The sequence below is a fragment of the Kitasatospora griseola genome (assembly GCF_044999035.1).
Lineage (GTDB): Bacteria > Actinomycetota > Actinomycetes > Streptomycetales > Streptomycetaceae > Kitasatospora > Kitasatospora griseola.
This window is the reverse complement of record NZ_CP173360.1, coordinates 4,601,114-4,626,710: the sequence shown is the minus strand read 5'-3', so window position 1 is coordinate 4,626,710 and position 25,597 is coordinate 4,601,114. Positions and strand designations below refer to the sequence as shown.

At 73.7% G+C, this 25,597-nt stretch carries 17 protein-coding genes and 1 tRNA gene; 7 read left to right on the top strand and 11 right to left on the bottom strand.

Features of this window, described 5'->3' with window-relative positions:
* Nucleotides 1-5 precede the first annotated feature (5 nt).
* The 4 genes from ACI1MP_RS20980 (at nucleotide 6) to ACI1MP_RS20965 (ending at nucleotide 5,824) form a co-directional block, all read left to right on the top strand.
* On the top strand, nucleotides 6-1,745 hold the full coding sequence (locus ACI1MP_RS20980) for a thiamine pyrophosphate-dependent enzyme (RefSeq protein WP_404869236.1): 1,740 nt from the start codon (nucleotides 6-8) through the stop codon (nucleotides 1,743-1,745).
* Nucleotides 1,732-3,093, top strand: coding sequence for a cystathionine beta-synthase (locus ACI1MP_RS20975; protein WP_380335735.1), 1,362 nt, complete (start codon nucleotides 1,732-1,734; stop codon nucleotides 3,091-3,093). The genes ACI1MP_RS20980 and ACI1MP_RS20975 overlap by 14 nt, the downstream gene beginning before the upstream one ends.
* Nucleotides 3,094-3,124: 31 nt before the next feature.
* The gene (locus ACI1MP_RS20970; RefSeq protein ID WP_189276607.1) at nucleotides 3,125-4,294 is read left to right on the top strand and encodes a Glu/Leu/Phe/Val dehydrogenase dimerization domain-containing protein; all 1,170 of its coding nucleotides are present in this window, start codon (nucleotides 3,125-3,127) and stop codon (nucleotides 4,292-4,294) included.
* A 108-nt stretch (nucleotides 4,295-4,402) separates the two neighbouring features.
* Complete coding sequence (locus ACI1MP_RS20965; RefSeq protein ID WP_380335730.1) at nucleotides 4,403-5,824, top strand: adenylosuccinate lyase family protein; 1,422 nt, start codon at nucleotides 4,403-4,405, stop codon at nucleotides 5,822-5,824.
* A 23-nt stretch (nucleotides 5,825-5,847) separates the two neighbouring features.
* Here the strand turns inward: ACI1MP_RS20965 and ACI1MP_RS20960 are convergent, their stop codons facing one another.
* Nucleotides 5,848-6,597, bottom strand: coding sequence for an SDR family NAD(P)-dependent oxidoreductase (locus ACI1MP_RS20960; protein WP_100588202.1), 750 nt, complete (start codon nucleotides 6,595-6,597; stop codon nucleotides 5,848-5,850).
* 116 nt (nucleotides 6,598-6,713) lie between these two features.
* Between ACI1MP_RS20960 and ACI1MP_RS20955 the strand changes: the two genes are divergently transcribed.
* From ACI1MP_RS20955 to ACI1MP_RS20945, 3 genes are read left to right on the top strand one after another with little or no spacing between them, the layout of a single operon-like run.
* On the top strand, nucleotides 6,714-8,138 hold the full coding sequence (locus ACI1MP_RS20955; RefSeq protein WP_100588201.1) for a cation:proton antiporter: 1,425 nt from the start codon (nucleotides 6,714-6,716) through the stop codon (nucleotides 8,136-8,138).
* Complete coding sequence (cysD, locus tag ACI1MP_RS20950; protein ID WP_404869235.1) at nucleotides 8,119-9,060, top strand: sulfate adenylyltransferase subunit CysD; 942 nt, start codon at nucleotides 8,119-8,121, stop codon at nucleotides 9,058-9,060. The genes ACI1MP_RS20955 and cysD overlap by 20 nt, the downstream gene beginning before the upstream one ends.
* On the top strand, nucleotides 9,060-10,301 hold the full coding sequence (locus ACI1MP_RS20945) for a sulfate adenylyltransferase subunit 1 (protein WP_404869234.1): 1,242 nt from the start codon (nucleotides 9,060-9,062) through the stop codon (nucleotides 10,299-10,301). The genes cysD and ACI1MP_RS20945 overlap by 1 nt, the downstream gene beginning before the upstream one ends.
* Before the next feature lie 112 nt (nucleotides 10,302-10,413).
* Here ACI1MP_RS20945 and ACI1MP_RS20940 read toward each other — a convergent pair whose 3' ends face one another.
* The 10 genes from ACI1MP_RS20940 to ACI1MP_RS20895 all read right to left on the bottom strand — a co-directional run bounded on the left by ACI1MP_RS20940 (nucleotide 10,414) and on the right by ACI1MP_RS20895 (nucleotide 25,533).
* Nucleotides 10,414-10,692 carry a hypothetical protein gene (locus ACI1MP_RS20940; protein ID WP_157815696.1) on the bottom strand — a complete coding sequence of 93 codons (279 nt, stop codon included), beginning with the start codon at nucleotides 10,690-10,692 and terminating at the stop codon, nucleotides 10,414-10,416.
* 566 nt (nucleotides 10,693-11,258) lie between these two features.
* Nucleotides 11,259-11,335: transfer RNA gene (locus ACI1MP_RS20935), tRNA-Thr, on the bottom strand.
* Nucleotides 11,336-11,441: 106 nt separating this feature from the next.
* Nucleotides 11,442-12,095, bottom strand: a complete 654-nt coding sequence (gene leuE, locus ACI1MP_RS20930) for a leucine efflux protein LeuE (RefSeq protein WP_404870813.1) — start codon at nucleotides 12,093-12,095, stop codon at nucleotides 11,442-11,444.
* 119 nt (nucleotides 12,096-12,214) lie between these two features.
* Nucleotides 12,215-13,801, bottom strand: coding sequence for an alpha/beta hydrolase (locus tag ACI1MP_RS20925; RefSeq protein WP_404869233.1), 1,587 nt, complete (start codon nucleotides 13,799-13,801; stop codon nucleotides 12,215-12,217).
* 186 nt (nucleotides 13,802-13,987) lie between these two features.
* Nucleotides 13,988-15,040: a hypothetical protein gene (locus ACI1MP_RS20920; protein WP_380335715.1), complete on the bottom strand. Its 1,053-nt coding sequence runs from the start codon at nucleotides 15,038-15,040 to the stop codon at nucleotides 13,988-13,990.
* 209 nt (nucleotides 15,041-15,249) lie between these two features.
* The gene (locus ACI1MP_RS20915; protein ID WP_380335713.1) at nucleotides 15,250-16,455 is read right to left on the bottom strand and encodes a DNA polymerase III subunit delta'; all 1,206 of its coding nucleotides are present in this window, start codon (nucleotides 16,453-16,455) and stop codon (nucleotides 15,250-15,252) included.
* 135 nt (nucleotides 16,456-16,590) lie between these two features.
* Nucleotides 16,591-19,725, bottom strand: coding sequence for a dTMP kinase (gene tmk / locus ACI1MP_RS20910; protein ID WP_404869232.1), 3,135 nt, complete (start codon nucleotides 19,723-19,725; stop codon nucleotides 16,591-16,593).
* 78 nt (nucleotides 19,726-19,803) lie between these two features.
* Nucleotides 19,804-22,680: a type I DNA topoisomerase gene (gene topA, locus ACI1MP_RS20905; protein ID WP_380335708.1), complete on the bottom strand. Its 2,877-nt coding sequence runs from the start codon at nucleotides 22,678-22,680 to the stop codon at nucleotides 19,804-19,806.
* 517 nt (nucleotides 22,681-23,197) lie between these two features.
* Complete coding sequence (locus ACI1MP_RS20900) at nucleotides 23,198-23,686, bottom strand: DUF3592 domain-containing protein (RefSeq protein ID WP_100588193.1); 489 nt, start codon at nucleotides 23,684-23,686, stop codon at nucleotides 23,198-23,200.
* 320 nt (nucleotides 23,687-24,006) lie between these two features.
* Nucleotides 24,007-25,533, bottom strand: coding sequence for a methyltransferase (locus tag ACI1MP_RS20895; RefSeq protein ID WP_380335706.1), 1,527 nt, complete (start codon nucleotides 25,531-25,533; stop codon nucleotides 24,007-24,009).
* Nucleotides 25,534-25,597 lie beyond the last annotated feature (64 nt).

The window sequence follows — 25,597 nt, the reverse complement described above, 5'->3', positions numbered from 1 at the left end:
CCACCATGGCGAACGCCGTGACCACCCCGGGCGGGCCGGACCGACCGCGCACCGTCGCCCACACGCTGGCGGCCAGCCTGCACCTGCACGGCGTCGACCGGGTGTTCTGCGTCGCTGGGGAGAGCTATCTCCCCCTGCTCGACGCGCTGTACGACATGCCCGAGGTCGATGTGGTGACCTGTCGGCACGAGGGCTCCGCCGCCTTCATGGCGGTGGCCGACGCCAAGCTGACCGGGCGGGCGGGTGTCTGCCTGGTCAGCCGCGGGCCCGGCGCCACCAACGCCGCGATCGCGGTGCACGCCGCCGCGGAGGACGCGACGCCGCTGGTGCTGATCGTCGGTGACGTCCCGCTGGCCGAGACGGACCGCGAACCCTTCCAGGGGATCGACCTGGGCCGGCACCTGGGCGGCATGGCCAAGGCGGTCTGGCGGCTGCACGAGCCCGCCGCCACGGCCGAGTTCGTGGCCCGGGCCGTGCAGGTCGCCGAGTCCGGCACCCCGGGTCCGGTGGTCATCGCCGTCCCCGAGGACGTCTGGTCGCTGCCCGACCCGCGGGCCGTCCCGTCGCGGCGCACCGTGCACGGCGCGTCCGTGCCGGACCGGGAGAGCAGCCGCCGGATCCAGGAGCTGCTCGCCGGGGCCCGGCGTCCGCTGATCCTCGCCGGCGCCCGGCTGGAGGGCCCGCAGGGCCGCCGGCTGCTGCGCGAGGTCGCGGAGGCGCACCGGATCCCGGTGATCACCAGCAACAAGAACCAGCACCTGCTGCCCAACCGGCACCCGGCCTTCGCCGGCCACCTGCACAACAACACCCAGCCGAGCCAACTCGCCGAACTGGAACGGGCCGACCTGGTGCTGGCGGTGGGGACCCGGCTGGACACCAGCACCACCGGGCGGCGCTTCCCGACGCCCGGCCCGCACCAGCGCCTGATCCACGTCCACCCGGACCAGGCCCGGATCGGCCTGTTCCACCAGCCTGCCGTCGGCGTCGCCGCGGACCCGACGGCCTTCCTGCGCGAGCTGGTCGACCTCCCCCCGTCCGACCCGGACGGCGGGCGCGCCCAGTGGATGGCCGACCTGCACCGGATCGAGGAGCAGAAGGCCCGCTGGGAGCCGGTCGAGTCGCCCGACGGCGTGGTGTTCGGCGCGGTCGTCGCGGCCCTGGACGAACTCACCAACGGTGAGGTCACCGTGGTCGTCGACTCCGGGACGTTCACCAGCTGGACGTACCGCTACCTGAGGTTCGGCGAGGAGGGCCGGCTGCTCGGGATCTCGTCCAGCTCGATGGGCTTCGCCGTCGGAGCGGCCGTGAGCGCCGCGCTGCGCGGCGACCGGGTGCCCACCGTCGCCGTCGTCGGCGACGGCGGATTCCTCATGAACGGCGGCGAGTTGATGACCGCGTGCGCCCGGAAGCTGCCCGTCGTCTACATCGTCTCGAACAACAACTGCTACGGCACGATCCGGATGCACCAGGACCGGCACTACCCCGGCCGGACGATCGCCACCGGCCTGGCGAACCCGGACTTCGCGGCGCTCGCCGAGTCCTTCGGCGCCCTGGGCCTGACCGTGGACAGCCCGGCGGCGGTCCGTCCGGCGCTGGCCAAGGCGCTGGCCGCCGGGGGCCCGGTCGTGGTCGAGATCCGCACCAGTCTGCTGCACGCCAACCCGTACCGGCGGATCACGCCGCCGGCGACGGAGAACCGCACCGAGGAACAGCGAGAGGGGGGCCAGGGCGATGCCGTGGCATGAGTCGGTGGTGGAGCTGATCGGCGACACGCCGCTGGTACGGCTGCACCGGGTGAGCGAGGGGCTGGCCCCGACGATCGTGGCCAAGCTGGAGTCCTTCAACCCGGGCGGTTCGGCCAAGGACCGGATCGCCCTGCGGATGATCCGGGACGCCGAGCAGCGGGGGCTGCTCGCGCCGGGCGGCACCATCGTGGAGCCCACCTCGGGCAACACCGGGGTCGGCCTCGCCCTGGTCGCCCAACAGCGCGGGTACCGCTGCGTGTTCACCTGCCCGGACAAGGTCTCCACGGACAAGATCTCGCTGCTGCGGGCGTACGGGGCCGAGGTCCACGTGTGCCCGGCCGCGGTGCCGGTCGACCACCCGTCGTCCTACCGGAGCACCGCCGCGCGGCTGGCCGCCGAGATCCCCGGCGCGTTCTCCCCCAACCAGTACGCCAACGCGGCCAACCCGCAGTCCCACTACCACACCACCGGGCCGGAGATCTGGGCGCAGACCGAGGGCCGGATCACCCACTTCGTCGCCGGCGTCGGCACCGGGGGCTCCATCTCCGGCACCGGACGCTACCTGAAGGAGGTCTCCGGCGGGCGGGTCCGCATCGTCGGCGCCGACCCCTACGGCTCCGTCTACTCCGGCGGCGAGGGCCGCCCGTACGTGGTCGAGGGCGTCGGCCAGCCGTCCATCCCCGGGTCCTTCGACCCGGAGGCGGTCGACCGGATCCTCGCCGTGACGGACCGGGACTCCATCGCGCTGACCAGGCGGCTGGCCCGCGAGGAGGGCATCCTCACCGGCGGCTCGGGCGGCATGGCGGTGGCCGCGGCCCTCGACCTGGCCCGCGACCTGGGCCCCGAGGACCTCGTCGTCGTCCTGGTCCCCGACTCCGGGCGCGGCTACCTGTCGAAGATCTTCAACGACGAGTGGACCGAGCGCTTCGGCTTCACCGACGCGGCCGGGGAGGGCCTGCGGGTCGGCGAGCTGCTGTCCCGGCCCGGCCACTCCCGTCCGCTGGTCTTCGTCGACCCGCGCGAACGCGTGGCGAGCGCGGCCAAGCTGATGCGCGAGCAGGGGCTCGCCCACCTCCTCGTCGCCTCCGCGCAGGCGCCGGTGCGCCTGCCGGAGATCCTCGGCGCGCTGACCGAGTCCGATCTCGCCGCGGGCGTCGCCCAGGGCCTGATCGGCCCGGACGACGAGGTGGGGCTGCGCATGTCCGCCCCGCTGCCGCCGGTCGGCGTCGGCCAGCGGCTGTCCGACGTGATCGGCGTCCTGCGGGACTCCGGCGCCGCGGTCGTCGTGGACGCCGGACTCCCCCGCGCCGTGATCACCGTCAACGACCTCCTGGCCCTTCTCGCGTGACCGGCGGCAGGCCGGCGAAGAGAGGAAGATCATGACAGAGACGCTCAGCTACCAGGACCCCCTGACCGGCGCACGCGGCTGGCTGGCCTACGACGGCGGCACCGCGCGGCTGGCGGCCGGCGGCTGCCGGATGAGGCCCGGCCTCAGCGGGGCCGAACTCGGCGCGCTGGCCGCCCGGATGACGCTCAAGCAGCAGGTGCTCGGCCTGAACGTCCAGGGCGCCAAGTGCGGACTCGACCACGACCCGCGCGCGGCCGACGCCGAGCAGGTGCTGAGCGGGTTCCTCGGCTTCCTCGCCGAGGAGCTGCGCACCCGCTTCAGCATGGGCTCCGACATGGGCACCGACTGGAACCAGCTCCAGCGCCTGGCGGCCGGGCACGGCCTCCCGTCCGTCAAGTACGCCGTCAAGAACGCCCAGGGCCTGAGCGACGACGAGTTCCTGGTCCGGATGTCCCGACTCAAGGACCGGGTCGGCTTCCTGACGCTCAGTCAGCGCCGGGCCGGCCACATCCTCGGCCACGCGGCGATCGGCGCCGCCCGGGCCGCCCACCGCACCGGCCCGCTCACCGTGGCCCTGCAGGGCTTCGGCACGCTCGGCCGCGCCGCCGCGCACGCCTTCCTCGACGAGGGGGTGCGGCTGGTGGCCGTCGCGGACGAGCACGGCGCGATCGCGTCCCCCGGCGGCCTCGACCTGTCCCGCCTGCTCGCGAGCGCGCCGGGCTCCCCGGTGCCCGGGCTCGACCCGGCCCTCGCGCTGCCCTCGCGCGAGTCGCTGTTCGACGTGGAGGCGGACGTGCTGGTCCTGGCGGCCGGGGCCGACGCGTTCGATGCGGACCGCGCCGCCCGGCTGCGCTGCGCGGCGGTCGCCGTGGGCGCCAACCTCGGCCTGAGCGACGCGGTGGAGCGGGCGCTGCACCTGCACGGTGTGCTGGTCGTCCCCGACTTCATCGGCGGGATCGGCGGGTCCGCCTCGATGGAGGTCCTGTTCGGCCCGAAGCAGGCCCCGACCGCGGAGCAGGTGCTCAGCCGGTCCGCCCACCTGACCCGCCAGCTCGTCGACGAGCTGTTCCAGTCCGCCCGGCTCCGGGGCCTGACCCCGCGTGACGCCGCCATGGAGCTGGCCGCCCGCACCAAGGTCGACCCGGACGCGCCCGCCTACGGCCACTGCCCGTACCTCACGCTCAGCGACATCCGCGCCTGAACATCCCCCGCCCCGGGAGCCGGACCTCTGCTCCCGGGGAGCCGTCGGGTGAACGACCCGGCACGCCGTACCCGCCCTCCTGGCCGCCACACCCTACGGAGCCCAACGATGAACACCCACACCCACGACGCCGTCACCACCGAGTCCTGTCGCCACGACCGCGGCCACATCACCGACTCCCGCTTCTACGGCAACCGCTACGCCACGCCCGACAGCCGCCGCATCTTCTGCGACGTCTGCCGCAACCAGCGCTGGCTGGACATCGAGGCCGCGCTGGCCCTGGCCCAGGGCGAACTCGGCCTGATCCCGCAGGACATGGCCGAGAAGATCGCCGCGTCCGCCAAGCTGGAGCTCCTCGACCTGGACGCCGTCCAGGAGTCGATCGAGGACTCCGGTCACTCCCTCGTCGGCCTGCTGCGCGTCTTCGAGACCGTCTGCGGCCCGGAGGCCGGCCAGTACATCCACTACGGCGCCACCACCCAGGACATCCAGGACACCGCGCAGAGCCTGGAGATCCGCGACGTGCTGGACGTCCTCGAACCCCAGGTCGCCCGGCTCATCGACTGCCTGTCCGGTCTGGCCGGCGAGCACGCCGAGACCGTGATGCTGGGCCGGACCCACGCCCAGCCGGCCCTGCCGATCGGCTTCGGCCTGAAGGTCTCCGGCTGGACCGACGAACTGCTGCGCCACCGCGACCGGCTGACCGAGCTCCGCGAGCGGGCCGTGGCGGCCCAGCTGTTCGGCGGCGCGGGCAGCATGGCGGGCTTCGGCGAGCTCGGGCCGGCCCTGCTGGACCGGTTCGCCGACCGGCTCGGCCTGAAGGTGCCGACCACCGTGTGGCACGCCGCCCGGGACCGCCCGGTCGAGTTCGTCACGGTGCTGGCCATGGTCACCGGCACCCTCGGCCGCATCGCCGACGAGATCCGGACCCTGTCCCGGCCCGAGTTCGGCGAGGTCTCGGAGGCCTGGCGGCCGGGCAAGGTCGGCAGCAGCACCATGCCGCACAAGCGCAACCCCGAGCGCGCCGAGCAGATCGTCGTCATGGCCCGGCTGGCGAGCGGGCAGGCCGCCGCCGCGCTCGCCGCCCTGATCGGCGACCACGAGCGCGACTCCCGGGCGCTGCGCATCGAGTGGGCAGTGGTGCCCGACATTGCCCACTACTGCCTGGCCGCCTGCACGATGATGCTGGAGAGCGTCACCGGGCTGATCGTCCACACCGACCGGATGCGGGCGAACGCCGAGGCCGTCGCGGACAAGATCATGTCCGAGCGGCTGATGCTGGCCCTGGGTCGGCAGATCGGCAAGCAGCGGGCGCACGAGGCCGTCTACGACCTGACCCAGCAGGCCCAGCAGGAGGGCCGGCCGGTGCGGACCCTCCTCGCGGAGCACCCCCGGATCAGCGGCCTGTTCAGCGCCGCGGAGCTGGCCGAGATCTTCAACCCGGACGGCTACCTCGGCTCCTCCGCCGCGCTCGCCGCCCGGGTGGTCGCCGAGGCCCACAAGTCGCTCGGGTCACTGGACGCCCGGTGACCCCTCCGGCCGTGCGGGACAGGTCAGCCGCGGCCCGTGACGGCGCCGCCGTTGACCTGGAGCACCTGGCCGGTGGTGAACCCGCCGCCGGGACCCGCCAGGTAGAGCACGGCCGCGGCGACCTCCTCGACGGTTCCGCCGCGGCCCACCGGGGCCTGGCGGGACCGGTCGGCGTGGAACTCGTCGGACATCCGGTCGCCGTAGAACTCGGTGCCCCCGATGTATCCGGGCGCGACCACGTTCACGGTGATCCCCTCCGGCGCGACCTTCAGCGCGAGCTCGGAGGACCACGGGTGCAGCGCGGCCTTCGCGCCGCCGTACGAGCCGGAGCCGCGCAGCGCCGCGACCGAACCGACGGTGACGATCCGGCCGCCCGGGCGGGCCATCACCGGCAGCAGGGCCTGCGTCAGCAGCACGACGGGCAGCACGTTGCCGGTGAAGTTGGCCAGCCAGTCCCGGCGGATCTGCCCGAGGTCCTCCGACGGCTGCGGCGCGAGGTTGCCGCCGGCGTTGTTGACCAGCACGTCGACGGGCCGGCCGGCCGCGGCGAGGCCGTCGGCGATCCGGGCCACGTCCGCGGGCTCGGCCAGGTCGGCCGTCAGCGACCGGACCTGCTTCCCACCCGCGGCTTCGTTCAGTTCCGCCACCGCGGCGTCCAGGACCTCGGCGCGCCGACCCAGCAGCAGCACCTCCGCCCCCTCGGCCACGAGTGCCGCGGCCACCGCCTTGCCGATCCCGGTGCCACCGCCGGAGACCACCGCAAACCTGCTCATCGCCCGAACCTCCCCCACGCTGTGTCCCCCGTGGCGCAGGCCCGTGGGGGCCCGTCGCCGGAGGCTGACATCCGTTACCGATCCCGGCCTCTGCCCATCCGAACGGAGAACTGGCTATGAGGCGCTGGATAAGCGTCTATTCGATCACTGTACTGGTGCCGGTGGCCGCCGCGGTGGCTCTTCTGCTGACCCACCGCGCGGGCGGGTCCACCGCCCAGGCCGCGGCCCATCCGGCCGGCGCCGGCGGGCCGTTGTTCCGCCTGCTCATCGCCGCCTCCGTGGTGATCGCCGTCGCCGCCCTCGGCGGCGCAGTGGCCCGGCGGTGCGGCCAACCGGCCGTCGTGGGCGAGCTGGTGGCCGGTTTCGTGCTGGGTCCGTCCGTGCTGGGCGCCCTCGCACCGCAGGTGCAGCACGCGCTGTTCCCCGCTTCGGTCCTGCCGCAGCTGGACCTGCTGGCCCAACTCGGCGTGGTCTTCTTCATGTTCCTGGTCGGCGCCGAACTGCCGTCCGGACTGCTCCGCCGGAGCACCCGCACCGGTCTCGTCATCGGGCACGCGTCGACCGCGATCCCGTTCCTCATCGGCATCTCGATGGCGCTGTGGCTCCACCACCGCTACCCGTCCAACGGCGCCGGCATGACGGCCTACCTGCTGTTCATCGGGCTCTCCTTCGCCATCACCGCGTTCCCGGTGCTGGCCAGGATCCTGGCCGAACGGCGCATGCTGCACAGCCCGCTGGGCGTGACGGGCATGGCGGCGGCCGGGATCGGCGACGCCACCGGCTGGAGCCTGCTGGTGGTGGTCATCGCCATCGTGCGCGGCACCTCGGTGACGTCCGCGGTCCTGGCGGTCGCCTACATGGCGGCCTTCGTGGTGATCATGATGCTGGTCGTCCGGCCGCTGCTGGCACGCACCCTGCGGTGGGCGGACCGCCGCCCGTCCGTGCGCGACGGGGTGTCCGCCGGGCTGATCTGCCTGGTCCTGGTGAGCGCGCTCGCCACCGACCGGATGGGCGTCCACACCATCTTCGGCGCGTTCATGGCCGGCGTGGTGATGCCCCGCCAGTCGCCGCTGTTCCGCGAGATGGCCGGCAAGATCCAGGGCGTCACGGTCTGGGTGATGCTGCCGCTGTTCTTCGCCATCGTCGGCCTCCGCACCCAGCTGAACACGCTCAGCGGCACGACCGCGTGGCTGACCTGCCTCGCGGTCCTCGTGGTGGCGGTCGTGGCGAAGTTCGGCAGCGGCACGGTGGCGGCGCTCTCGGTGGGCGGCTACAGCCGACGGGAGTCCCTGGCGATCGGCGCGATGATGAACTGCCGCGGGCTCACCGAACTCATCGTGCTCAACCTCGGCGTCGAACTCGGCGTGCTCACACCCGCGTTGTTCGCCATGTTCGTCTGCATGGCGCTGGTCACCACGGCGATGACCGGGCCGATCCTGCGCCGGGTCGTGCCGAAACAGCAGCCGCCCGCGGCGACGCCCGACGGACCCGCTTCCATGTCCCTCGCGAAGGAGGACCTCGATGCCCCGCTCCTCAGCTGACCGGACGGCCGCGGACCCGCGCGCGGCATCGGACACCGAGCACCTGGCCGCCCTGGAGGCCGAGGCGATCTTCATCCTCCGCGAGGTCGTCGCGGAGGCCGAGCGCCCGGGCCTGCTGTTCTCCGGCGGCAAGGACTCGATCGTGATGCTCCGCCTGGCCCAGAAGGCCTTCGCCCCCGCCAGGATACCGTTCCCGCTGGTGCACGTGGACACCGGCCACAACTTCGACGAGGTGCTGGACCTCCGGGACAAGCTGGTCGCCGAACTCGACGCGCAGCTGATCGTCGGAAGCGTGCAGGAGGGGATCGACTCGGGGCTCGTCGTCGAACCCCGGTCGGGCATGCGCAACGCGATCCAGACGCCCGTGCTGCTCCAGACCGCGGAACGGCACCGCCTCAACGCGCTCTTCGGCGGCGCCCGCCGCGACGAGGAGAAGGCCCGGGCCAAGGAACGGGTCGTCAGTTTCCGCGACGAGTTCGGCCAGTGGGACCCGAAGCGGCAGCGTCCCGAGCTCTGGTCGCTGTACAACCCGTCGGTGCGCCCCGGCGAGTCCATCCGGGTGTTCCCGCTGTCGAACTGGACCGAGATCGACATCTGGAACTACATCGCCCGGGAGGAGATCGAGCTGCCGGCGCTGTACTACGCCCACGACCGCACGGTGGTGAGCCGCGACGGCATGCTCTACGGCGTGCACAAGCACCTCCCAGTGCGGCCCGGCGAGGAGCCGTTCACGGCGCGGGTGCGGTACCGCACGATCGGCGACGCCTCCTGCACGGCCGCCGTCGTCTCCGACGCGACCACGCCCGAAGACGTCATCGAGGAGCTGCAAAGCACCAGGCTGACCGAGCGCGGTGCCACCCGCGGCGACGACAAGGTCAGCGAGTCCGCCATGGAAGATCGCAAGCGTGAGGGGTACTTCTGATGAGCATGTTGCGGTTCGCCACGGCCGGCTCCGTCGACGACGGCAAGTCCACGCTCATCGGCCGTCTGCTCTACGACACCAAGTCGCTGTTCGACGACCAGCTGGCCGCCGTGGAGGCGGTGTCGCACGCCCGCGGCGACGACTACACCGATCTGTCGCTGCTCACCGACGGTCTGCGGGCCGAACGCGAGCAGGGCATCACCATCGACGTCGCCTACCGCTACTTCTCCACCCCCAGGCGGAAGTTCATCGTCGCCGACACCCCGGGGCACAGCCAGTACACCCGGAACATGGTCACCGGGGCGTCGACGGCCGATCTCGCGCTCATCCTGGCCGACGCCCGCAAGGGCCTGGTGGAGCAGAGCCGTCGGCACGCCATCCTCTGCACCCTGCTGGGCGTCGAGCACCTGGTCCTGTGCGTGAACAAGATGGACCTGGTCGGGTTCGACCGCGACCGCTTCGAGGAGATCCGCGCCGAATTCACGGAGTACGCCCGGCAGATCGGCACCAAGCAGGTCACCGTGCTCCCCGTGTCGGCGCTGCGGGGCGACAACGTGGTGAACCGCTCGGAGAACATGCCGTGGTACGACGGGCCGCCCCTGCTGGAGCTGCTGGAGAGTACGCCCGCCGGGTCGGCCGACCTCGGGACCGGGACGCGGTTCCCGGTGCAGTACGTGATCCGCCCGCAGTCCGTCACGGTCACCGACCACCGCAGCTACGCCGGCCAGGTCGCCGGCGGCGTCCTGCGGACCGGCGACGAGGTGCTGGTCATGCCGTCGCGGACCACCACCACCATCACGCGGATCGACTCGCCGTCCGGCCCGGTCACCGAGGCCCGGCCGCCGATGTCGGTGACCGTCCAGCTCTCCGACAAGCTGGACGTCTCCCGGGGCGACCTGCTCTGCCCGCCGCAGGACGTGCCCACCGTCGCCGGCGAACTGGAGGCCCTCGTCTGCTGGATGGACGAAACGGCGCCACTCGTCCCGCAGCAGCGCTACGTGCTCAAGCACACGACGCGCCGTGTCCGGGCGAGCGTCGAGGCGATCGACCACCAGCTCGACATCAACACCCTGCACGAGACGCCGGCGGCCGAGCTGACCTGCAATCAGATCGGCCGGGTCAGGTTCCGCCTCACCGCGCCGCTGGTCTTCGACGAGTACCGCCGGAACCGGACGCTCGGCGGGTTCATCCTGATCGACGAGTCGACCAACCACACCGTGGGCGCCGGAATCATCGTGTGACCCCACGCCCTCGGCCCGGTCCGGCCGGTACCTGCGGGTTCCGGGCCCCGGACCGGGCCGAGTGGCGCGAGGGTCCGCACCGCGCCACCCGGCCGCGGGCCTCCGTGCGCCGCTACTGGCGCTCGGTGCGCAGCAGTTGGAGCTGGGCCAGGTACCGCGCGTACGTCGCGCCGAGCGGCAGCAGCGCCATCCGGAGCCGCTCGTCGGTGAACTTCCCCTGCGCGCACAGCGATTCCAGGTGGTCCGCGGCGAGCCGCGAGCGGGTGCAGGCCACCTGCCAGGTGTCGAACACGTCCGCTTCGCCGCTCCGGTGCTGCGGCTGCTCGTTCCGCACGACCATGCCCACGTGCCGGTGGACGCAGTCGGACCAGTCGAATTCGTAGTTGGTCAATTCGCGGAGAATCCCCGCGATGGTCACCCGCGACCACGGAACGAGCCGCTCGTCCAACTCGGATTCCGAGAACTCACGGCAGTACTCCCCGAGGGACATTCTGTGGAAAACAACCTGATCCCGCAGGATCTCCGTGTCTTCCTCCAGTCGGAATTCCCCTCCATCAGCTGCCATGACGTACCTCCTCCGGACCAGTTCGACCAGTCGCCATCCGGCCCGTGGCGGCCGGCCGGGGGGCGTCCGGCCGCCAGGGGCAGCTCCAGGTGTCCGGCCGCGCAATCCCGCGCCCAGCACGGTTCAATCGTGTCAGATCCGCCATGGCCGCACTGGCAAGAATCCGACAGGACCCCTGGTATAACCGGGGAAGGCGAACGGCCAAAGCAATACAGTTCGGACATCTCGCTTCGACACGATCCGTCTGCCGCTCACCCATGTCGAGGCCCCGAATTGCGGCCCGCCGGCCGGGGGCTCTACCGGAACTTCACATTCCGCTCGGACATCCTGATCTTCGACACCGGAACAGGAACGCGAAAACCCCAGGTCGAAATCTACGACCTGGGGCTTCTTGGAGCCGCCTATGGGATTCGAACCCATGACCTACGCATTACGAGTGCGTTGCTCTGGCCAACTGAGCTAAGGCGGCACCGCTGCCAGGACAGACCGGCTGGTGGAACCAGGGTCGCATCGGCAACGCGGGCCAGTCTACACAGTTTCCGGGGTGGTCCGTACGCGGTGGTGGGGCGGGCGGGTCAGGCGGAGGAGACGGCGAGTTTCGCGGCGAAGCCGGCGAACAGGACGGCGACCGAGGAGGTGAGGCCGGCGGAGAGGCGCTTGCGGCGGCGGAAGGCGTTGGCGAGGGAGGTGCCGGCGAAGATCAGCAGCGAGAGGTAGAGGAAGGAGAAGGTCTGCAGGACGCCGCCGAGGAGGGCGAAGGAGAGGGCGGGGGCGCCGTAGTCGGTGTCCACGAACTGGGTGAAGAACGAGAGCAGGAACAGGATCGCCTTGGGGTTGAGCAGGCTGATGACCAGCGCGCGGCGGAACGGGCGCTCGCTGTCCTGCTCGGCGGGGGAATCGGAGTCGGCGCCGGTGACGACCGCCCGCTCGCGCCACATCTGCCGGGCGGCGCGCAGCATGCCGAGGCCTATCCAGAGCAGGTAGGCCGCGCCGCCGAACTTGACCACCGCGAAGACCGCGGGGTTGGCGCGCAGCAGGGAGGCCGCGCCGAGGGAGGTGAGGCTGATCAGGGTGAGGTCGCCGAGGAAGACGCCGCAGGCGGCGCGGTAGCCGGTGCGGACGCCCTTGCGGGCGGCGACCGAGAGCACGTAGAGGGAGTTCGGTCCGGGCAGCAGGACGATGACCAGTGCGCCGAGGATGTAGGTGGTCAGGTCGTGGACGCCGAGCACGACGGTCTCCAAGGGTCCGGGAGGCAGGAACGCCGAAGGGGCTGCGCCATGCTAGCGCCAGCCCCTTCACGCACAAACACTCCTGACAGATGGTCCCGTCATGCGGACCACGGTGAGGGTCAGTCCGTGCAGACCTTCCCGTTGTCGGGCGCCGCCCCACTGAGCAGGTAGTGGTTCACCGCGTCGTCGATGCAGGTGTTGTGCCGCCCGTACGCGGTGTGCCCGTCGCCTTCGTAGGTGAGCAGTCGCCCGGACTCCAGCTGCCCGGCCAGGGACTTGGCCCAGGCGTAGGGGGTGGCCGGGTCGCGGGTGGTGCCGACCACGACGATCGGGTCGGCGCCGGCCGCCCGGACGGTGTGCGGGGCGCCGGTGGGCTTGACCGGCCAGTACGCGCAGCCGAGTGCCATCCAGGCCATGTCGCGGCCGAAGTGCGGTGCGGCCTTCTCGAACGCCGGGATCGCGGCGGTGACCGCCGCCGGGTCGGTGAACGAGGCCGGCAGGTCGACGCAGTTGACGGCCATGTTGGCGTACATCAGGTTGTCGTAGCTGCCGTCGGCGTTGCGGCTGTAGTACTGGTCGGCGAGCTGCAGCAGCCCGCTGCCGCTGCCGTTCTGAGCGCTCGCCAGGGCCGCGCGCAGGTGCGGCCACAGGGCCTCGCTGTACATCGCCTCGGCGACTCCGGTGAGCGCCTGGGCCTCGGTGAGCGGGCGGTCGGTGCCGGTGGACATCGGCTCCGCGTCGAGCTTCTTGAACAGGGCGGCGAGCTTGTCGCCGGCCTCCTGCTCGGTGCGGCCGACCGGGCAGTCGTCTCGCTTGACGCAGTCCTTGGCGAACGCCGTCCACGCGGTCTCGAAGCCGCCGGCCTGGGTCGTGTTGCCGGTGACGGCGTCCAGCGAGGGGTCCATCGCGCCGTCCAGCACCACCCTGCCGACCTTGCTCGGGAACAGCCCGGCGTAGGTGGCACCGAGGAAGGTGCCGTACGACTTGCCGACGTAGTTGAGCTTCCGGTCGCCGACCAGCGCCCGCAGCACGTCCATGTCCCGGGCCGCCTCGACCGTGGAGACGTGGCCGAGCAGCTCGCCCGCCCGGGCCGAGCAGCCCGCCGCGAACTCCTTGTCGACGGCCACCAGGGCGTCGATCTCGGACTGGTCGTCGGGGGTGACGTCGGCGGCCGCGTAGGCGTCCATCCGGTCGCCGCTCAGGCAGGTGATCGGCGCGGACCTGCCGACGCCGCGCGGGTCGAAGCCCACCAGGTCGTAGCTGGAGCGCACCCCGCCGTCGTAGCGCGACGCGACGCTCTGCACGTACTCGATCGCCGAGCCGCCGGGGCCGCCCGGGTTGAGCAGCAGCGAGCCCAGCCGGTGCCCCTGGTCGGCGGCGGGCTTGCGGATCGCGGACAGCTCCACGTCGTGGCCGTCGCCGGGGTGGGCGTAGTCCAGCGGCACCTTGAAGGTGGTGCACTCGAAGTCCGTGGTGCACGGCTTCCAGCTCAGCTGCTGCGCGTAGTAGGGGGCGAGCCCGGCCGGCAGCTCGGTGGGCAGCGCCTCCAGCGGGGTGACGCCGTTCGCGGGGGCCGGCGCGTGGCTGCCGGGCGAGCCGCTCGCCGTGGGCGCCGGATGACCCGAGGTGCAGCCCGCCAGCAGCAGGGACGCGGCGGCGGCCACCGCGACGGCGGACAGGGACCGGCGGGGCCGGGCGACTCTCATGAACGTGGGTCCTCTCCCCTGGAACGGGCCGGCCCACCGGCCGACCGACCCGGCCGTCGCCGGGAGGTCGAGCCTAGCCGTCGGAACGACACGCCCCGTGACCACGGCCGCCGCGCCCGGGCCCCCGACCGCCACCTCAGGAGGCCGATCATCACACCGCGGAACGCGTCGGTCGGCGGGCCCGGTTCAGGGCTTCGGCAGCTGCTCCGTCAGGTACTGCATCGCTACCCGGACCAGCCGCAGCTGCTCCCGGTCCGCCGAGTAGTCCTGGACGAGGTCGGAGATCCGCACCTCCGCCCGCGCCCCGGCGTCCCGCAGCGCCGCCTGCACCTCCCGGGCCGAGGCCAGGCCGTCCGTGTCCCGCTTCGCCGCGGCCAGCAGCAGCCGCGCCGCCGTCCCGGCCGGGGCCTCGCCCGCGGCGGCCGCCAGCGCCCGCCCGTCGTACCGGCCGGACACGGCCGCGGCCGCCCCGTACAGGTCCGGGCGGGTCAGTCCGGCCGCGGCCGCGCACGGGGCGCCGTCGTCCACGCCCAGCACGGCCCAGCCGTCGGGGCCGGCCGGCCGGGTGCGGAAGACCGCGCCGACCGCCGCGCGCAGCGCCTGGTCGTCGGCGACCGCCTGCGGGACGGCGGTCACCAGGTCGCACGGGTGGCCGGTGCCGCTCGGGGCCTCGGGGGCGACCAGCACGAACGGGCGGGCCCGGCCGAGCTCGACGGCCGACGCCGCGCCGTCGAACACGTCCGGCAGGTCCTGGTCGGCGGTCCGCCCGGCCGTCCCGGAGTGCACCACGACCACCGGGAACCGGGCCGCCGGCTCCTGCCGGTACTCGGCGGGCAGCCACACCCGCACCGCGCGCGGCCGCCCGTCCGGACCGGGCACCTCGCCCTGCAGCAGCTCACCGCCCGCCGGACGGCTCACGTTGCTGAACAGCACCTCCACCGGCGCGGGCGCGGGCGGCGCGGGCGCGGCGGGCCGCTCCGTGCCGACCGCCGCCACCGCCTGCCGCACCGCCACCCGGCCGGGTCGCAGGCCCGCCAGCACCGCCACTCCCAGCGCGCTCACGCACATCAGGCACAGCACCGCCGCCCCGGCCCGGACCAGCACCGGCCGCGCCTCCGCCGCCAGCTCGTACGTCTGCGCGGCCCGCAGGTCCCGCCAGCGCGACATCGCCGACCGGGCCAGCCAACTGCCCGCCACCACGGCCACCAGCAGCAACAGGACGAGGAGCGATCGGGGCATGGGGGACGCACCACCTCGGGGAAGGACCGGCCGGACGCGAGCGCGTGGCCAGTGCACAGGGTGCAAGACCGCACGCCCGCCGACCGCCGCACGGTACGGGCGTCTCCCCACGTTCACTCGAACGAGTTAACGGCAACCGGGCCCGAAGCCATCGGCCCGCACCGCCGACCGCCACCCGGCCGGCCTGCGGTGTCGACCCGCCCTGAGGGTCAGCCCGCCCGCAGCGCCACCGTCATCGCCTCGACCGCCAGCAGCGGGTCCACGTTCCGGTCCAGCGCCCGCCGGCAGGCCAGCACCGCCTCGATCCGGCGCAGCGTGTTCTCCGCGGCGCCCTCGCCGGCCACCCGCTGCACGGCCGGCCGCTGGTCCTCGTTGGCCAGCGCCCCGCCCGCGCCCAGCTGGACCGCCAGCACGTCCCGGTAGAAGCCCAGCAGGTCGCCGAGCGCCACGCCCAGCGTCTCCCGGCGGGTCCGGGTCGCCCGGCTCTTCTGCCGCTTCTCCAGTTCCTTCACCGCGCCCGCCATGCCGCGCGGCGCCCGGCTGCCCTCGGCCGCGCCGTACGCGGCCCGCAGGTCGTCGGTCTCCTTGGCGTCCTGGGTCTCGGCCAGCGCCTCGGCGTCGGCCTTCGCGGTGTCGACCAGCCGCTGCGCGGCGGCCAGGCAGCCGCCCAGGTCCGCGACCTCCAGCGGGATCCGCAGCACCTCGGCGCGGCGGGCCCGGGCCTGCTCGTCCACCGCGAGCCGCCGGGACCGGTCGATGTCGCCCTGCCCGGCCAGCGCGGCCAGCCGGGCCGCCTCGGGCTCCACCCCGTCGCGCCGGACCAGCATGTCGGCGACCGCCTCCGCGGGGGGCGTGCGCAGCACCAGCAGTCGGCACCGGGAGCGGATGGTCGGCAGCACGTCCTGCACGGACGGCGCGCAGAGCAGCCACACCGTCCGCGGCGAGGGCTCCTCGACGCCCTTCAGCAGCGCGTTCGCGGCCGCCTCGGTGAGGCGGTGCGCGGCGTCCACCAGGATCACCGACCAGCGGCCGCCGGTCGGGTAGCTCGCCGCCCGCAGCACCAGGTCGCGCATGTCGCCGACGCCGATCGACAGGCCGTCGGTGCGTACCTGCTTGACGTCGGCGTGGCTGCCGGAGAGCACGGTGTGGCAGCCGTCGCAGAACCCGCAGCCGGGGGTTCCGCCCAGGTCCAGGTCCGGGCTGGTGCACTGGAGCGACGCCGCGAAGGCGCGGGCCGCCGTCACCTGCCCCGCACCGGGCGGGCCGGTGAACAGCCAGGCGTGCGTCATCAGCGAGGCGTTGCCCCCGGGAGCCTCCCCGCGGCCCGCCAGCACGGAGGCCCGGGCCGCCCGCGCGGCCGCCTGCAACTGTTCGACCACCCGGTCCTGTCCGACCAGGTCGTCCCACACACTCACGCCGCGCTCCTCCTCGCCGTCACCGACCCGACGAGCCTAACGCCGGACGGCGACAGCCCGGCCCGCACAGCGGACGGCCCGGGCCGTCCAGTGACAACCCGGGCCGTTCGACAGCGGTGGCGGCAGCGCCGCCGGTCAGTCCTTGCGGCGGAGCCAGCCCCGCTTCGGCTGCTCGTCCTGCTCCGGCTGCTCGGGGGCCTCGGCCTCCCAGCGCGCCCACTCCTCGCGGGAGCCGAGCAGGCTGTCGGTCAGGCTGGGCAGGTCGTCGAGCGGGGTCTCCTCCGCCCAGTCCGGCCGGGGGCGCAGCTCGCGGGTGCGCGAGGAGTCGTCCTCGTCGCGGAACAGCCCGGGCGGCACCTGCTTGGCCTCGGGCCCGGCCTCCGGCTTGGCCCCGGCCTCCGGCTTGGCCCCGGGAGCCGGCTCGGCCCCGGGAGCGGGCTTGGGCGCGGGGGTCGGCTCGGGCTTGGGCGCGGGCTTGGGCGCCGGCTCGGGCTTGGGCGCCGGCTCGGCCTTGGGCAGCACCGCGGTCTCGTCGTCCGCGACCTTCGGCAGCACGGCGGTCTCGTCGAGCACCGGCTTCGGCAGCTCCCGGGTGGTCTCGCTGTCGGACTCGGCGTCCTCGACCTTGGGGAGCACCGCGGTCCGGTCCGCCTCGGCCTCGGCGGCCTTCCGGGCGTCCTCGGCCCGCTGCAGCGCTTCCTCGGCGCGGCGCCGCTGCTCCTCCCGCTGCAGGTCGCGCTGGCGCTGGAGCTCGACCCGGGCGGCCTCCTCCGCGGCGGCCTTGCGGGCGGCGGCGGCCTCGGCGGCGAGGCGGGCCTGCTCGGCGGCCTGCCGCTTCGCCTCCTCCTCGGCCTTGCGGGCGGCTTCCGCCTCGGCGGCGCGGCGGGCTTCCTCGGCGGCCTTGCGTTCCTGCTCGGCCTTGACGCGGGCGGCCTCCTCGGCGGCCAGGCGGTCCTTCTCGGCCTGCTCGGCGCGGAGCTCCTCCAGCAGCGCGAGCCGCTTGCGCTCGGCCTCCTCGGCGGCCTTGCGGGCGGCCTCGGCCTCGGCGGCGCGCCGGGCGGCCTCCTCGCGGGCCTTGCGCTCCTGCTCGGCCTTGGCGACCTTCTCCTGGTCGGAGAGCGGCAGCTCGCGGTCGAGGCGGTGCCGGACGGCGGTGGTGACGGCGGCGGGCGCCTGGCTGCCGTCGACGACCAGGTAGCGGGCCGGGTCGGCGGCGGCCAGCGCGAGGAACCCGGAGCGGACCCGCTGGTGGAACTCGGTGGGCTCGGACTCCAGCCGGTCGAGCGCCTCGGTGAAACGATCCCGCGCGGCGGTGGGGTCGACGTCGAGGACGACGGTCAGGTCGGGCACCAGTCCGCCGGTGGCCCAGCGGGAGATCCGGGCGACCTCGGTGGCCGCCAGGTCGCGGCCGGCGCCCTGGTAGGCGATGGAGGAGTCCATGTAGCGGTCGGTGATGACCACGGCGCCGCGCTCCAGCGCCGGCCGGATCACGTTCTCGACGTGCTCGGCCCGGTCGGCCGCGTAGATCAGCGCCTCGGCGCGGTGCGACAGGCCGGTGTTGCCGACGTCCAGGACGAGGGCGCGCAGGCGCTGCCCGATCGGGGAGCCACCGGGTTCGCGGGTGACGACGACCTCGTGGCCCTTGGCGCGGATCCATTCGGCGAGGGCCTGCGCCTGGGTGGACTTGCCGGCGCCGTCGCCGCCCTCCAGGGCGATGAAGTAGCCCTTGCCGGCCACCCGGTGCGGCGCGGCCCCGGCGCCGCCGCGGACGGCCTGCACGAGCTCGCGGCCGAACGGGACGATGCCGCGCTGGTCGTCGGTCTTCAGCAGGACGACGGCGGCGAGCACCAGGGTGAGCAGGCCGGCGGTGGAGACGGCGAGCGCGGCGCCGCCGTGGATGAAGGTGAAGCTGCCGGTGCCGACGTGTCCGAGCGAGACCTCGCCGTAGCCGGCGGCCAGCAGCGGCATGCCGACCAGGGCGACGGCGACGACCACCCGCAGCACCGCGTACAGGTGCTCGGTGACCTTGCCGAGGCGGATCTCCTCGATCTCCTGGGCGAGCAGTCCGCGCCCGGTGGCGATGACCACGCCGGCGGCGAGGCCGGCCAGCACGGTGAACAGCAGCACCAGGACGAAGTCGAGGACCAGTCCGGCGAGGATCAGCGCCACGCCGGCGGTGACCAGGCCGAGGGCGAGCAGCCGGCGGCGGGACAGGCCGGGCAGGGTGGCGCGGCTGAGCCGGATGCCGACGGCGGGCGCGCCGGCGGCGGCGAGCACCAGCAGGCCGTAGCCGATCGGGCCGGCCAGGTGCTCGGTGGCGGTGAGCAGTCCGAGCGCGGCGACGCCGGCCATCGCGGCGTAGGCGGCGGCGATCGAGAAGGTGAAGTACGGGGCGGAGCCGGTGCGGCCCTTCTTGAGGGACGGTCCGGGCGTCGCGTCGGTGGGGGCGCGCAGGCCCTGCAGCGGGGAGCGCGGCGCGGTGCTGGCGCCCGCCGGCAGCTCCTGGAAGTACAGCAGCCCGGCGTTGACGACGAACAGCGCGGCGGCGCCGAGCGCGGCGACGGTGAGCTGGTGGCCGCGCAGCCAGTGCAGGCCGACCGCGGCGAGCACGTTGTTGACCAGCGTGAAGCCGATCAGCCCGGTGGCGGCCAGCGGCAGCGCGGCCCAACCGGTGCGCAGGTCGAGGGTGCGGACGGCGTCCAGCGAGGCGGCGGCCGGCGGGCCGGTCTGCTCGGGGACGGCCAGCAGCGCGGGGACGGCGGCGGACTTGCCGATGGTCCAGATCCGTTCGGCGGCGCCGGCCAGGAACACCGAGCCGAGCAGCAGCCAGGTGGCTGAGCCGGGCGACCAGACCACCCACCAGGGGGCGAGGCCGATCAGCAGGGCGCGGGCCAAGTCCGCGCCGAGCAGGCTCCAGCGCCGGTCGATCCGGCCGCCGACCAGGGCGTGCACCGGACCGAGCAGGGCGGCCCCGAACAGCGCGGAGGCGAGCAGTCGGGCCGCGAACAGGGCGGCGACGGCCAGCGCGATCGACCGGTAGCCGTGGCCGAACTGCCCGCCGAGCACGGTGGCGACCACGGTGAGCGGGACGAGCACCAGGACCGACAGCCGGTCGGCGGTGCCGCCGAGCAGCTGGGTGGTCCAGAGTTTCCGGTAGGGCCGCAGCCGGAGCAGCGCGCGGGCCCGTTCGCCGGGTGTCCCGGCGGGGGCGACCTCGGGGAGGCCGCTCGCGGCGGCGCGTGCGGTGGGGGGCGGCTCCTCGCTCGTCATACCGTCAGCGTAGCGAGTGCACGGCCCCGACCTTAACGGGCCCGCCCGGATTCGAACAGGCCCGTTACGCAGTGTCCGTCAGCTCTCCTCGGATGTGTTCTCCGAGGCGGACTTCTCGGCCGCCGCGGTCTTCGCCGCGGTGGTCTTCTTGGCTGCCGTGGTCTTCTTCACCGCGGTGGTCTTCTTGGCCGCCGTCTTCTTGGCCGCTGCGGTCTTGGTCGCCGTGGTCTTCTTGGCGGCCGTGGCGGTCTTCTTCGCGGGGGCCTTCTTGGCGGCCTTCTTCACCGGTCCGCGGGCGCGCTTCTCGGCGAGCAGCTCGAACGCCCGCTCCGGGGTGATGGTCTCCACCTCGTCGTCCTTGCGGAGCGTCGCGTTGGTCTCCCCGTCGGTGACGTACGGACCGAACCGGCCGTCCTTGACCACCACCGGCTTCTCGCTGACCGGGTCGTTGCCGAGCTCCTTCAGCGGGGCGGCCGCGGCGGCCCGGCCGCGCTGCTTGGGCTGGGCGTAGATCGCCAGCGCCTCGTCCAGGGTGATGCTGAGCAGCTGGTCCTCGCTGGTCAGCGAGCGCGAGTCGGTGCCGCGCTTGAGGTACGGGCCGTAGCGGCCGTTCTGCGCGGTGATCTCGTTGCCCTCGGCGTCGGCGCCGACCACCCGGGGCAGCGAGAGCAGGCGCAGCGCGTCCTCGAGGGTGACGGTGTCCAGGTCCATGGACTTGAACAGCGACGCGGTGCGCGGCTTGACGGCGTTCTTGCCGGTCTTCGGGGTGCCCTCGGGGAGCACCTCGGTGACGTACGGGCCGAACCGGCCGGCCTTGGCGACCAGCGGGTTGCCGCTGATCGGGTCGGTGCCGAGCTCGCGCTCGCCGCTGGGCTTGGCGAACAGCTCCTCGGCGAGTTCGACGGTCAGCTCGTCCGGCGGCAGCTCGTCGGGGACGTCGGCGCGCTGGCCGGGCTCGCCCTCGACGGCGGTGGGGCGCTCCACGTACGGGCCGTAGCGGCCGACCCGGAGCACGATGCCGTCGCCGATCGGGAAGGAGCTGATCTCCCGGGCGTCGATCGCGCCGAGGTCGGTGACCAGTTCCTTCAGGCCGCCGAGGTGGTCGCCGTCGCCGTTGCCCGCGTCGGCGGCGCCGACGGCGGCGCCGGTGGCCTCGCCCTCGCCGAAGTAGAAGCGCTTGAGCCACGGCACGGACTCGGCCTGGCCGGCCGCGATCCGGTCGAGGTCGTCCTCCATCTTCGCGGTGAAGTCGTAGTCGACCAGCCGGCCGAAGTGCTTCTCCAGCAGGTTGACCACGGCGAAGGAGAGGAACGAGGGCACCAGGGCGGTGCCCTTCTTGAACACGTACTTGCGGTTGATGATCGTGTCGATGATCGACGCGTACGTGGACGGGCGGCCGATCTCGCGGTCTTCCAGCTCCTTGACCAGCGAGGCCTCGGTGTAGCGGGCCGGCGGCTTGGTGGCGTGGCCCTCGGGGGTCAGCCGGTCGGCGGCCAGCGGGTCGCCCTCGGAGACCTGCGGCAGGCGGCGCTCGCGGTCGTCCAGCTCGGCGTTCGGGTCGTCGGCGCCCTCGACGTAGGCCTTCAGGAAGCCGTGGAAGGTGATGATCTTGCCGGAGGCGGAGAACTCGGCGTCCCGGCCGTCGGCGGAACGGCCGCCGACCTTGACGGTGACGGACTGGCCGACCGCGTCCTTCATCTGGGAGGCGACGGTGCGCATCCAGATCAGCTCGTACAGCCGGAAGTCGTCGCCGGCCAGCCCGGTCTCGGCGGGCGTGCGGAACCGGTCGCCGGACGGGCGGATCGCCTCGTGCGCCTCCTGCGCGTTCTTCACCTTGGAGGCGTAGGTGCGCGGCGCGGCCGGCAGGTAGTCGGCCCCGTACAGCTGGGTGACCTGGGCGCGGGCGGCGGTGACGGCGGTGTCCGACAGCGTGGTCGAGTCGGTACGCATATAGGTGATGAAGCCGTTCTCGTACAGCTTCTGCGCGACCTGCATGGTCCGCTTCGCGCCGAAGCCCAGCTTGCGGCTGGCCTCCTGCTGCAGCGTGGTGGTGCGGAACGGCGCGTACGGGGAGCGGCGGTACGGCTTGGACTCGACGCTGCGGACGCTGAACGCGGTCTGCTCCAGCGCGGCGGCCAGCGTGCGGGCGGCCTGCTCGTCCAGGTGCAGGGTGTTGGCGGCGGACTTCAGCCGGCCGTCGGTGCCGAAGTCGCGACCGGTGGCGACCCGCTTGCCGTCGACCGAGATCAGCCGGGCGCCGAAGGTCTCCGGGTTGGCGGCGTCGGCGGCGGTGCGGCCGGTGCCGAAGGTGCCGACCAGGTCCCAGTACGAGGCGGAGGTGAAGGCGATCCGCTCACGCTCGCGCTCGACCACCAGACGGGTGGCGACCGACTGGACCCGGCCCGCCGACAGCTTCGGCATGACCTTCTTCCACAGCACCGGGGAGACCTCGTAGCCGTAGAGGCGGTCCAGGATGCGGCGGGTCTCCTGCGCGTCGACCAGGCGCTTGTTCAGGTGCCGCGGGTTGCGCACGGCCTCCTGGATGGCGTCCTTGGTGATCTCGTGGAAGACCATCCGGTGTACCGGCACCTTGGGCTTCAGCACTTCCTGCAGGTGCCACGCGATGGCCTCGCCCTCGCGGTCCTCATCGGTGGCCAGGAAGAGCTCGTCGGACTCCTTGAGCAGCGACTTCAGCTTCGTGACCTGGGACTTCTTGTCCGGGTTGACCACGTAGATCGGAGCGAAGTCATGATCCACGTCGACCCCGAGACGACGCACCTCGCCGGTGTACTCGTCCGGAACCTCGGCGGCCGTGCCGGGCAGGTCGCGGATGTGACCGACACTGGCCTCGACGATGTAGCCGGGCCCGAGGTAGCCCTTGATCGTCTTGGCCTTGGCCGGCGACTCGACGATGACGAGTCGCTTGCCGTGCGCGGTCTCGCTGCTCGGGGACACCTTCGCTCTTCTCTCCCGGTCGTTTACCAAAGCTCCTGGGCAGTCGCACAAGCGACGGTCCCACCAGCGGAGTGTGACCGTACCCTGGCCACCCTTGTCAAACGGACGGATGCCGCTTTTTCACCGGCAAGGCCGACCGACGCCACTCGAACGGTAACCCGATGGCCGGTCCCGGGGCATGTCTTTCCCGGGCAAGCGGGCCTTCCGCCCGATCCGGCCCGTGCACTCCGCGCGCCGCCCGGGCGAGTTTCCCCGAGGCTCGGACGCCACGGAAAGAGGACCGGACGGCGGCGGGGAGACGGAACGGAACAGTGCGCTCCGTAACCGGACGGGCCGGGCCGCGCCGGGGCGGCGGACGCGGGCGATCGGGGTCAGGGCCGGCCGACGCAGGCTTCGCCGGGGGCGTGTCCGGCCGACCCGGGTGCGTTCGGCGCCGGTTCGCTCGGCTTCCGTCCGCTCGGCTTCCGTCCGCTCGGCTTCCGTCCGCTCAGCTGCCGTTCACTCGGCTTCCGTTCGCTCAGCGCAGGGCGAGCGCGAGCAGGGTCAGGCCGCCCGCCAGCGCCGAGGTGCCGAGCAGCGCCCAGAACAGGTCCGCGGGCAGCGAGGGCAGCTCCTCGTGGGCGGCCAGCACCACCCGGGACGGCCGCCGCGGGTCGTAGGCGACCTGGACGGCCGCGCCGGCGGCCAGGCGCGGCGGGCGGCGCAGCGGGGTGTGCCCGCGCGGGCGGGACAGCACCAGGCGGCCCACCGGGTCGGGGCGCAGCTCGTGGACGGTGCCGAGTCCGGCGTCGGTCGGCCCGCCGACGGTGTCCACGGGGTAGGAGAGCAGCGGGCTGCTGTCCATCGCGTCGGCCCGGGCGCGGTCGGCGACCACCTGGGCGGTGGCGGGCACGCCGTGGCGGCGCAGGTGGTGGCGAAGGCGCAGTTCCACGGCGCACCACAGCAGCAGCGCGCTCCCGAAGGCCACCAGGACCGCCCCGCCCACCAGCGTCGTCGGCGTCTCCACCCGGTCCTCCCCTGCACTGCCCACAGCCTGTGGACAGCACCCTGGCAGCCAGTGGACAACCTGCGGCGGACACCGGGCGTCCGACGGGCCACGCACGGGGAACGCCCGGGTGAACGCGGCCGCCGAAGGCCCCGGCTCCCGGGTGTTCAACGCGGCCGGGCCGCGATGGTCACCCGGGAGTCCCGGACCGCCCGTCCACCCACCGGGTGATCAATGTCACCGCCCGGGCGGCACCCGATTCGACGTGATTCGACGGCGACGGGCCCGGGAGTCGCGTCCGCGGCGGCCGTGTCGGCAGCGGTCTGTCAGCCGCGGTCGTGTCAGCGGACCGGCTCGATGAACCCCTGTTCGGTGAGCAGCCGCAGCGACTCGGGCACCCGGGCCCGCAGCTGCGCCGCGTCCTCGCCGAGCAGTTGGGCGATCGCATCGACGATCTCCCCGGCGGCCAGCGTGCCGTCGCAGACGCCGACGAAGCCCGCGCCGACGGTGTCCACCTTGGTGGCGCGCCGCATGCCCCGGTTGTGGCGGAGCACCACGTGCTCGGGGTCCTCGGAGCCGGGTGCGCCGATCTGCTCCTGCACCACCTCGTCGGCGAGCAGGTAGCGGGCGGCCAGCAGGCCGGCGTCGTCGTGGCCGCGCAGGAAGTCCTGGCGGGCGAACCACTCCTCGATGTGCGGGCCGAGCGGCTGCTCCACCGGGTGCGGCCACTCCTCGATCCGCACCACCGGGTCGGCCGCGCCGGACGCCCGCAGGGTGATCCAGCCGAAGCCGATGCCCTCCACGCCGGCCGCCTCGAAGCTGTCCAGCCACTCCTCGTACCGGGCCCGGTACTCGTCGCCGCGGTGGTCGCCGCCGTCGCGCAGCCACAGCTCGGCGTACTGGGCGACGTCCTGCACCTCGCGCTGCACCACCCAGGCGTCCAGGCCGGTGCCGGCCACCCAGCCGGCCAGCCGGTCGCGCCAGTCCTCGCCCTTGACGTGCTGCCAGTTCGCCAGCAGCTGGCAGTAGCCGCCGGGCTCCAGGTGGGCGGCGGCGCCGCGCACCACGCTGCGGCACAGCTCGTCGCCGGCCATTCCGCCGTCCCGGTAGGTGAACCGGCCGGCCGGGGAGATCACGAACGGCGGGTTGGAGACGATCAGGTCGAAGCGCCGCTCGCCGATCGGCTCGTACAGGCTGCCCTCGGCGGTGGTCACGTTGTCGAAACCGGACAGCGCGGCGGTCAGCCGGGTGAAGTGCAGGGCCCGCGGGTTGAGGTCGGTGGCGGTGACCCGCTGGGCGTGCCGGGCGGCGTGCAGCGCCTGCACACCGGAGCCGGAGCCCAGGTCCAGCACCTCGCGGACCGGTCGACGCACCGTCAGGTTGGCCAGCGTGGTGGACGCGCCGCCCACCCCGAGCACCAGGTCGCGGCGCTCGATGCCGGCGTCCGTCCGCCCGGAGCCGATGCCGCCCGCGCCGCCGACGGCGCAGCCGAGGTCGGACACCACCCAGGCGTCCGCACTGGGCAGGCCGGCCACCTCGTCGGCGTACGGCCGCACGTCCACGGTGGCGCGCAGCTCGGCGCCGTCGCGCACCAGCCAGCCGTCCGCCAGCAGGCCCTCGACGGGCAGGGCGGCCGCGGCGGCGCTCTCCGGCACCGGCTGCTGCAGCAGGAACAGCCGCACCAGGGTCTCCAGCGGCGAGCCGCCGCGGGTCGCCCGCAGCGCCGGAACGGCCTCGCTGCGGGCCAGCGCCGCGTACGCGGCCGGGCCGAGCAGGTCGAGCAATCCGTCGGCGGTGAAGGAGGCCTTGAGCAGCGCCTCCCGCAGTTCCGCCGTCCGGCCGGAATCAAGAACGGGGCTGTTCGTCACCCCGCCATTCTCCCCCGCCGACCGGCCCCGCCCGGCCACCGCACCCGGCGACGGGCCGACCGGA

Bases quoted from the DNA above. Each gene is read 5' to 3' on its own strand.
- ACI1MP_RS20980 (WP_404869236.1), top strand. From the start codon at position 6: ATGGCGAACGCCGTGACCACCCCGGGCGGGCCGGACCGACCGCGCACC.
- ACI1MP_RS20975 (WP_380335735.1), top strand. From the start codon at position 1,732: ATGCCGTGGCATGAGTCGGTGGTGGAGCTGATCGGCGACACGCCGCTG.
- ACI1MP_RS20970 (WP_189276607.1), top strand. From the start codon at position 3,125: ATGACAGAGACGCTCAGCTACCAGGACCCCCTGACCGGCGCACGCGGC.
- ACI1MP_RS20965 (WP_380335730.1), top strand. From the start codon at position 4,403: ATGAACACCCACACCCACGACGCCGTCACCACCGAGTCCTGTCGCCAC.
- ACI1MP_RS20960 (WP_100588202.1), bottom strand. From the start codon at position 6,597: ATGAGCAGGTTTGCGGTGGTCTCCGGCGGTGGCACCGGGATCGGCAAG.
- ACI1MP_RS20955 (WP_100588201.1), top strand. From the start codon at position 6,714: ATGAGGCGCTGGATAAGCGTCTATTCGATCACTGTACTGGTGCCGGTG.
- cysD (WP_404869235.1), top strand. From the start codon at position 8,119: ATGCCCCGCTCCTCAGCTGACCGGACGGCCGCGGACCCGCGCGCGGCA.
- ACI1MP_RS20945 (WP_404869234.1), top strand. From the start codon at position 9,060: ATGAGCATGTTGCGGTTCGCCACGGCCGGCTCCGTCGACGACGGCAAG.
- ACI1MP_RS20925 (WP_404869233.1), bottom strand. From the start codon at position 13,801: ATGAGAGTCGCCCGGCCCCGCCGGTCCCTGTCCGCCGTCGCGGTGGCC.
- ACI1MP_RS20920 (WP_380335715.1), bottom strand. From the start codon at position 15,040: ATGCCCCGATCGCTCCTCGTCCTGTTGCTGCTGGTGGCCGTGGTGGCG.
- tmk (WP_404869232.1), bottom strand. From the start codon at position 19,725: ATGACGAGCGAGGAGCCGCCCCCCACCGCACGCGCCGCCGCGAGCGGC.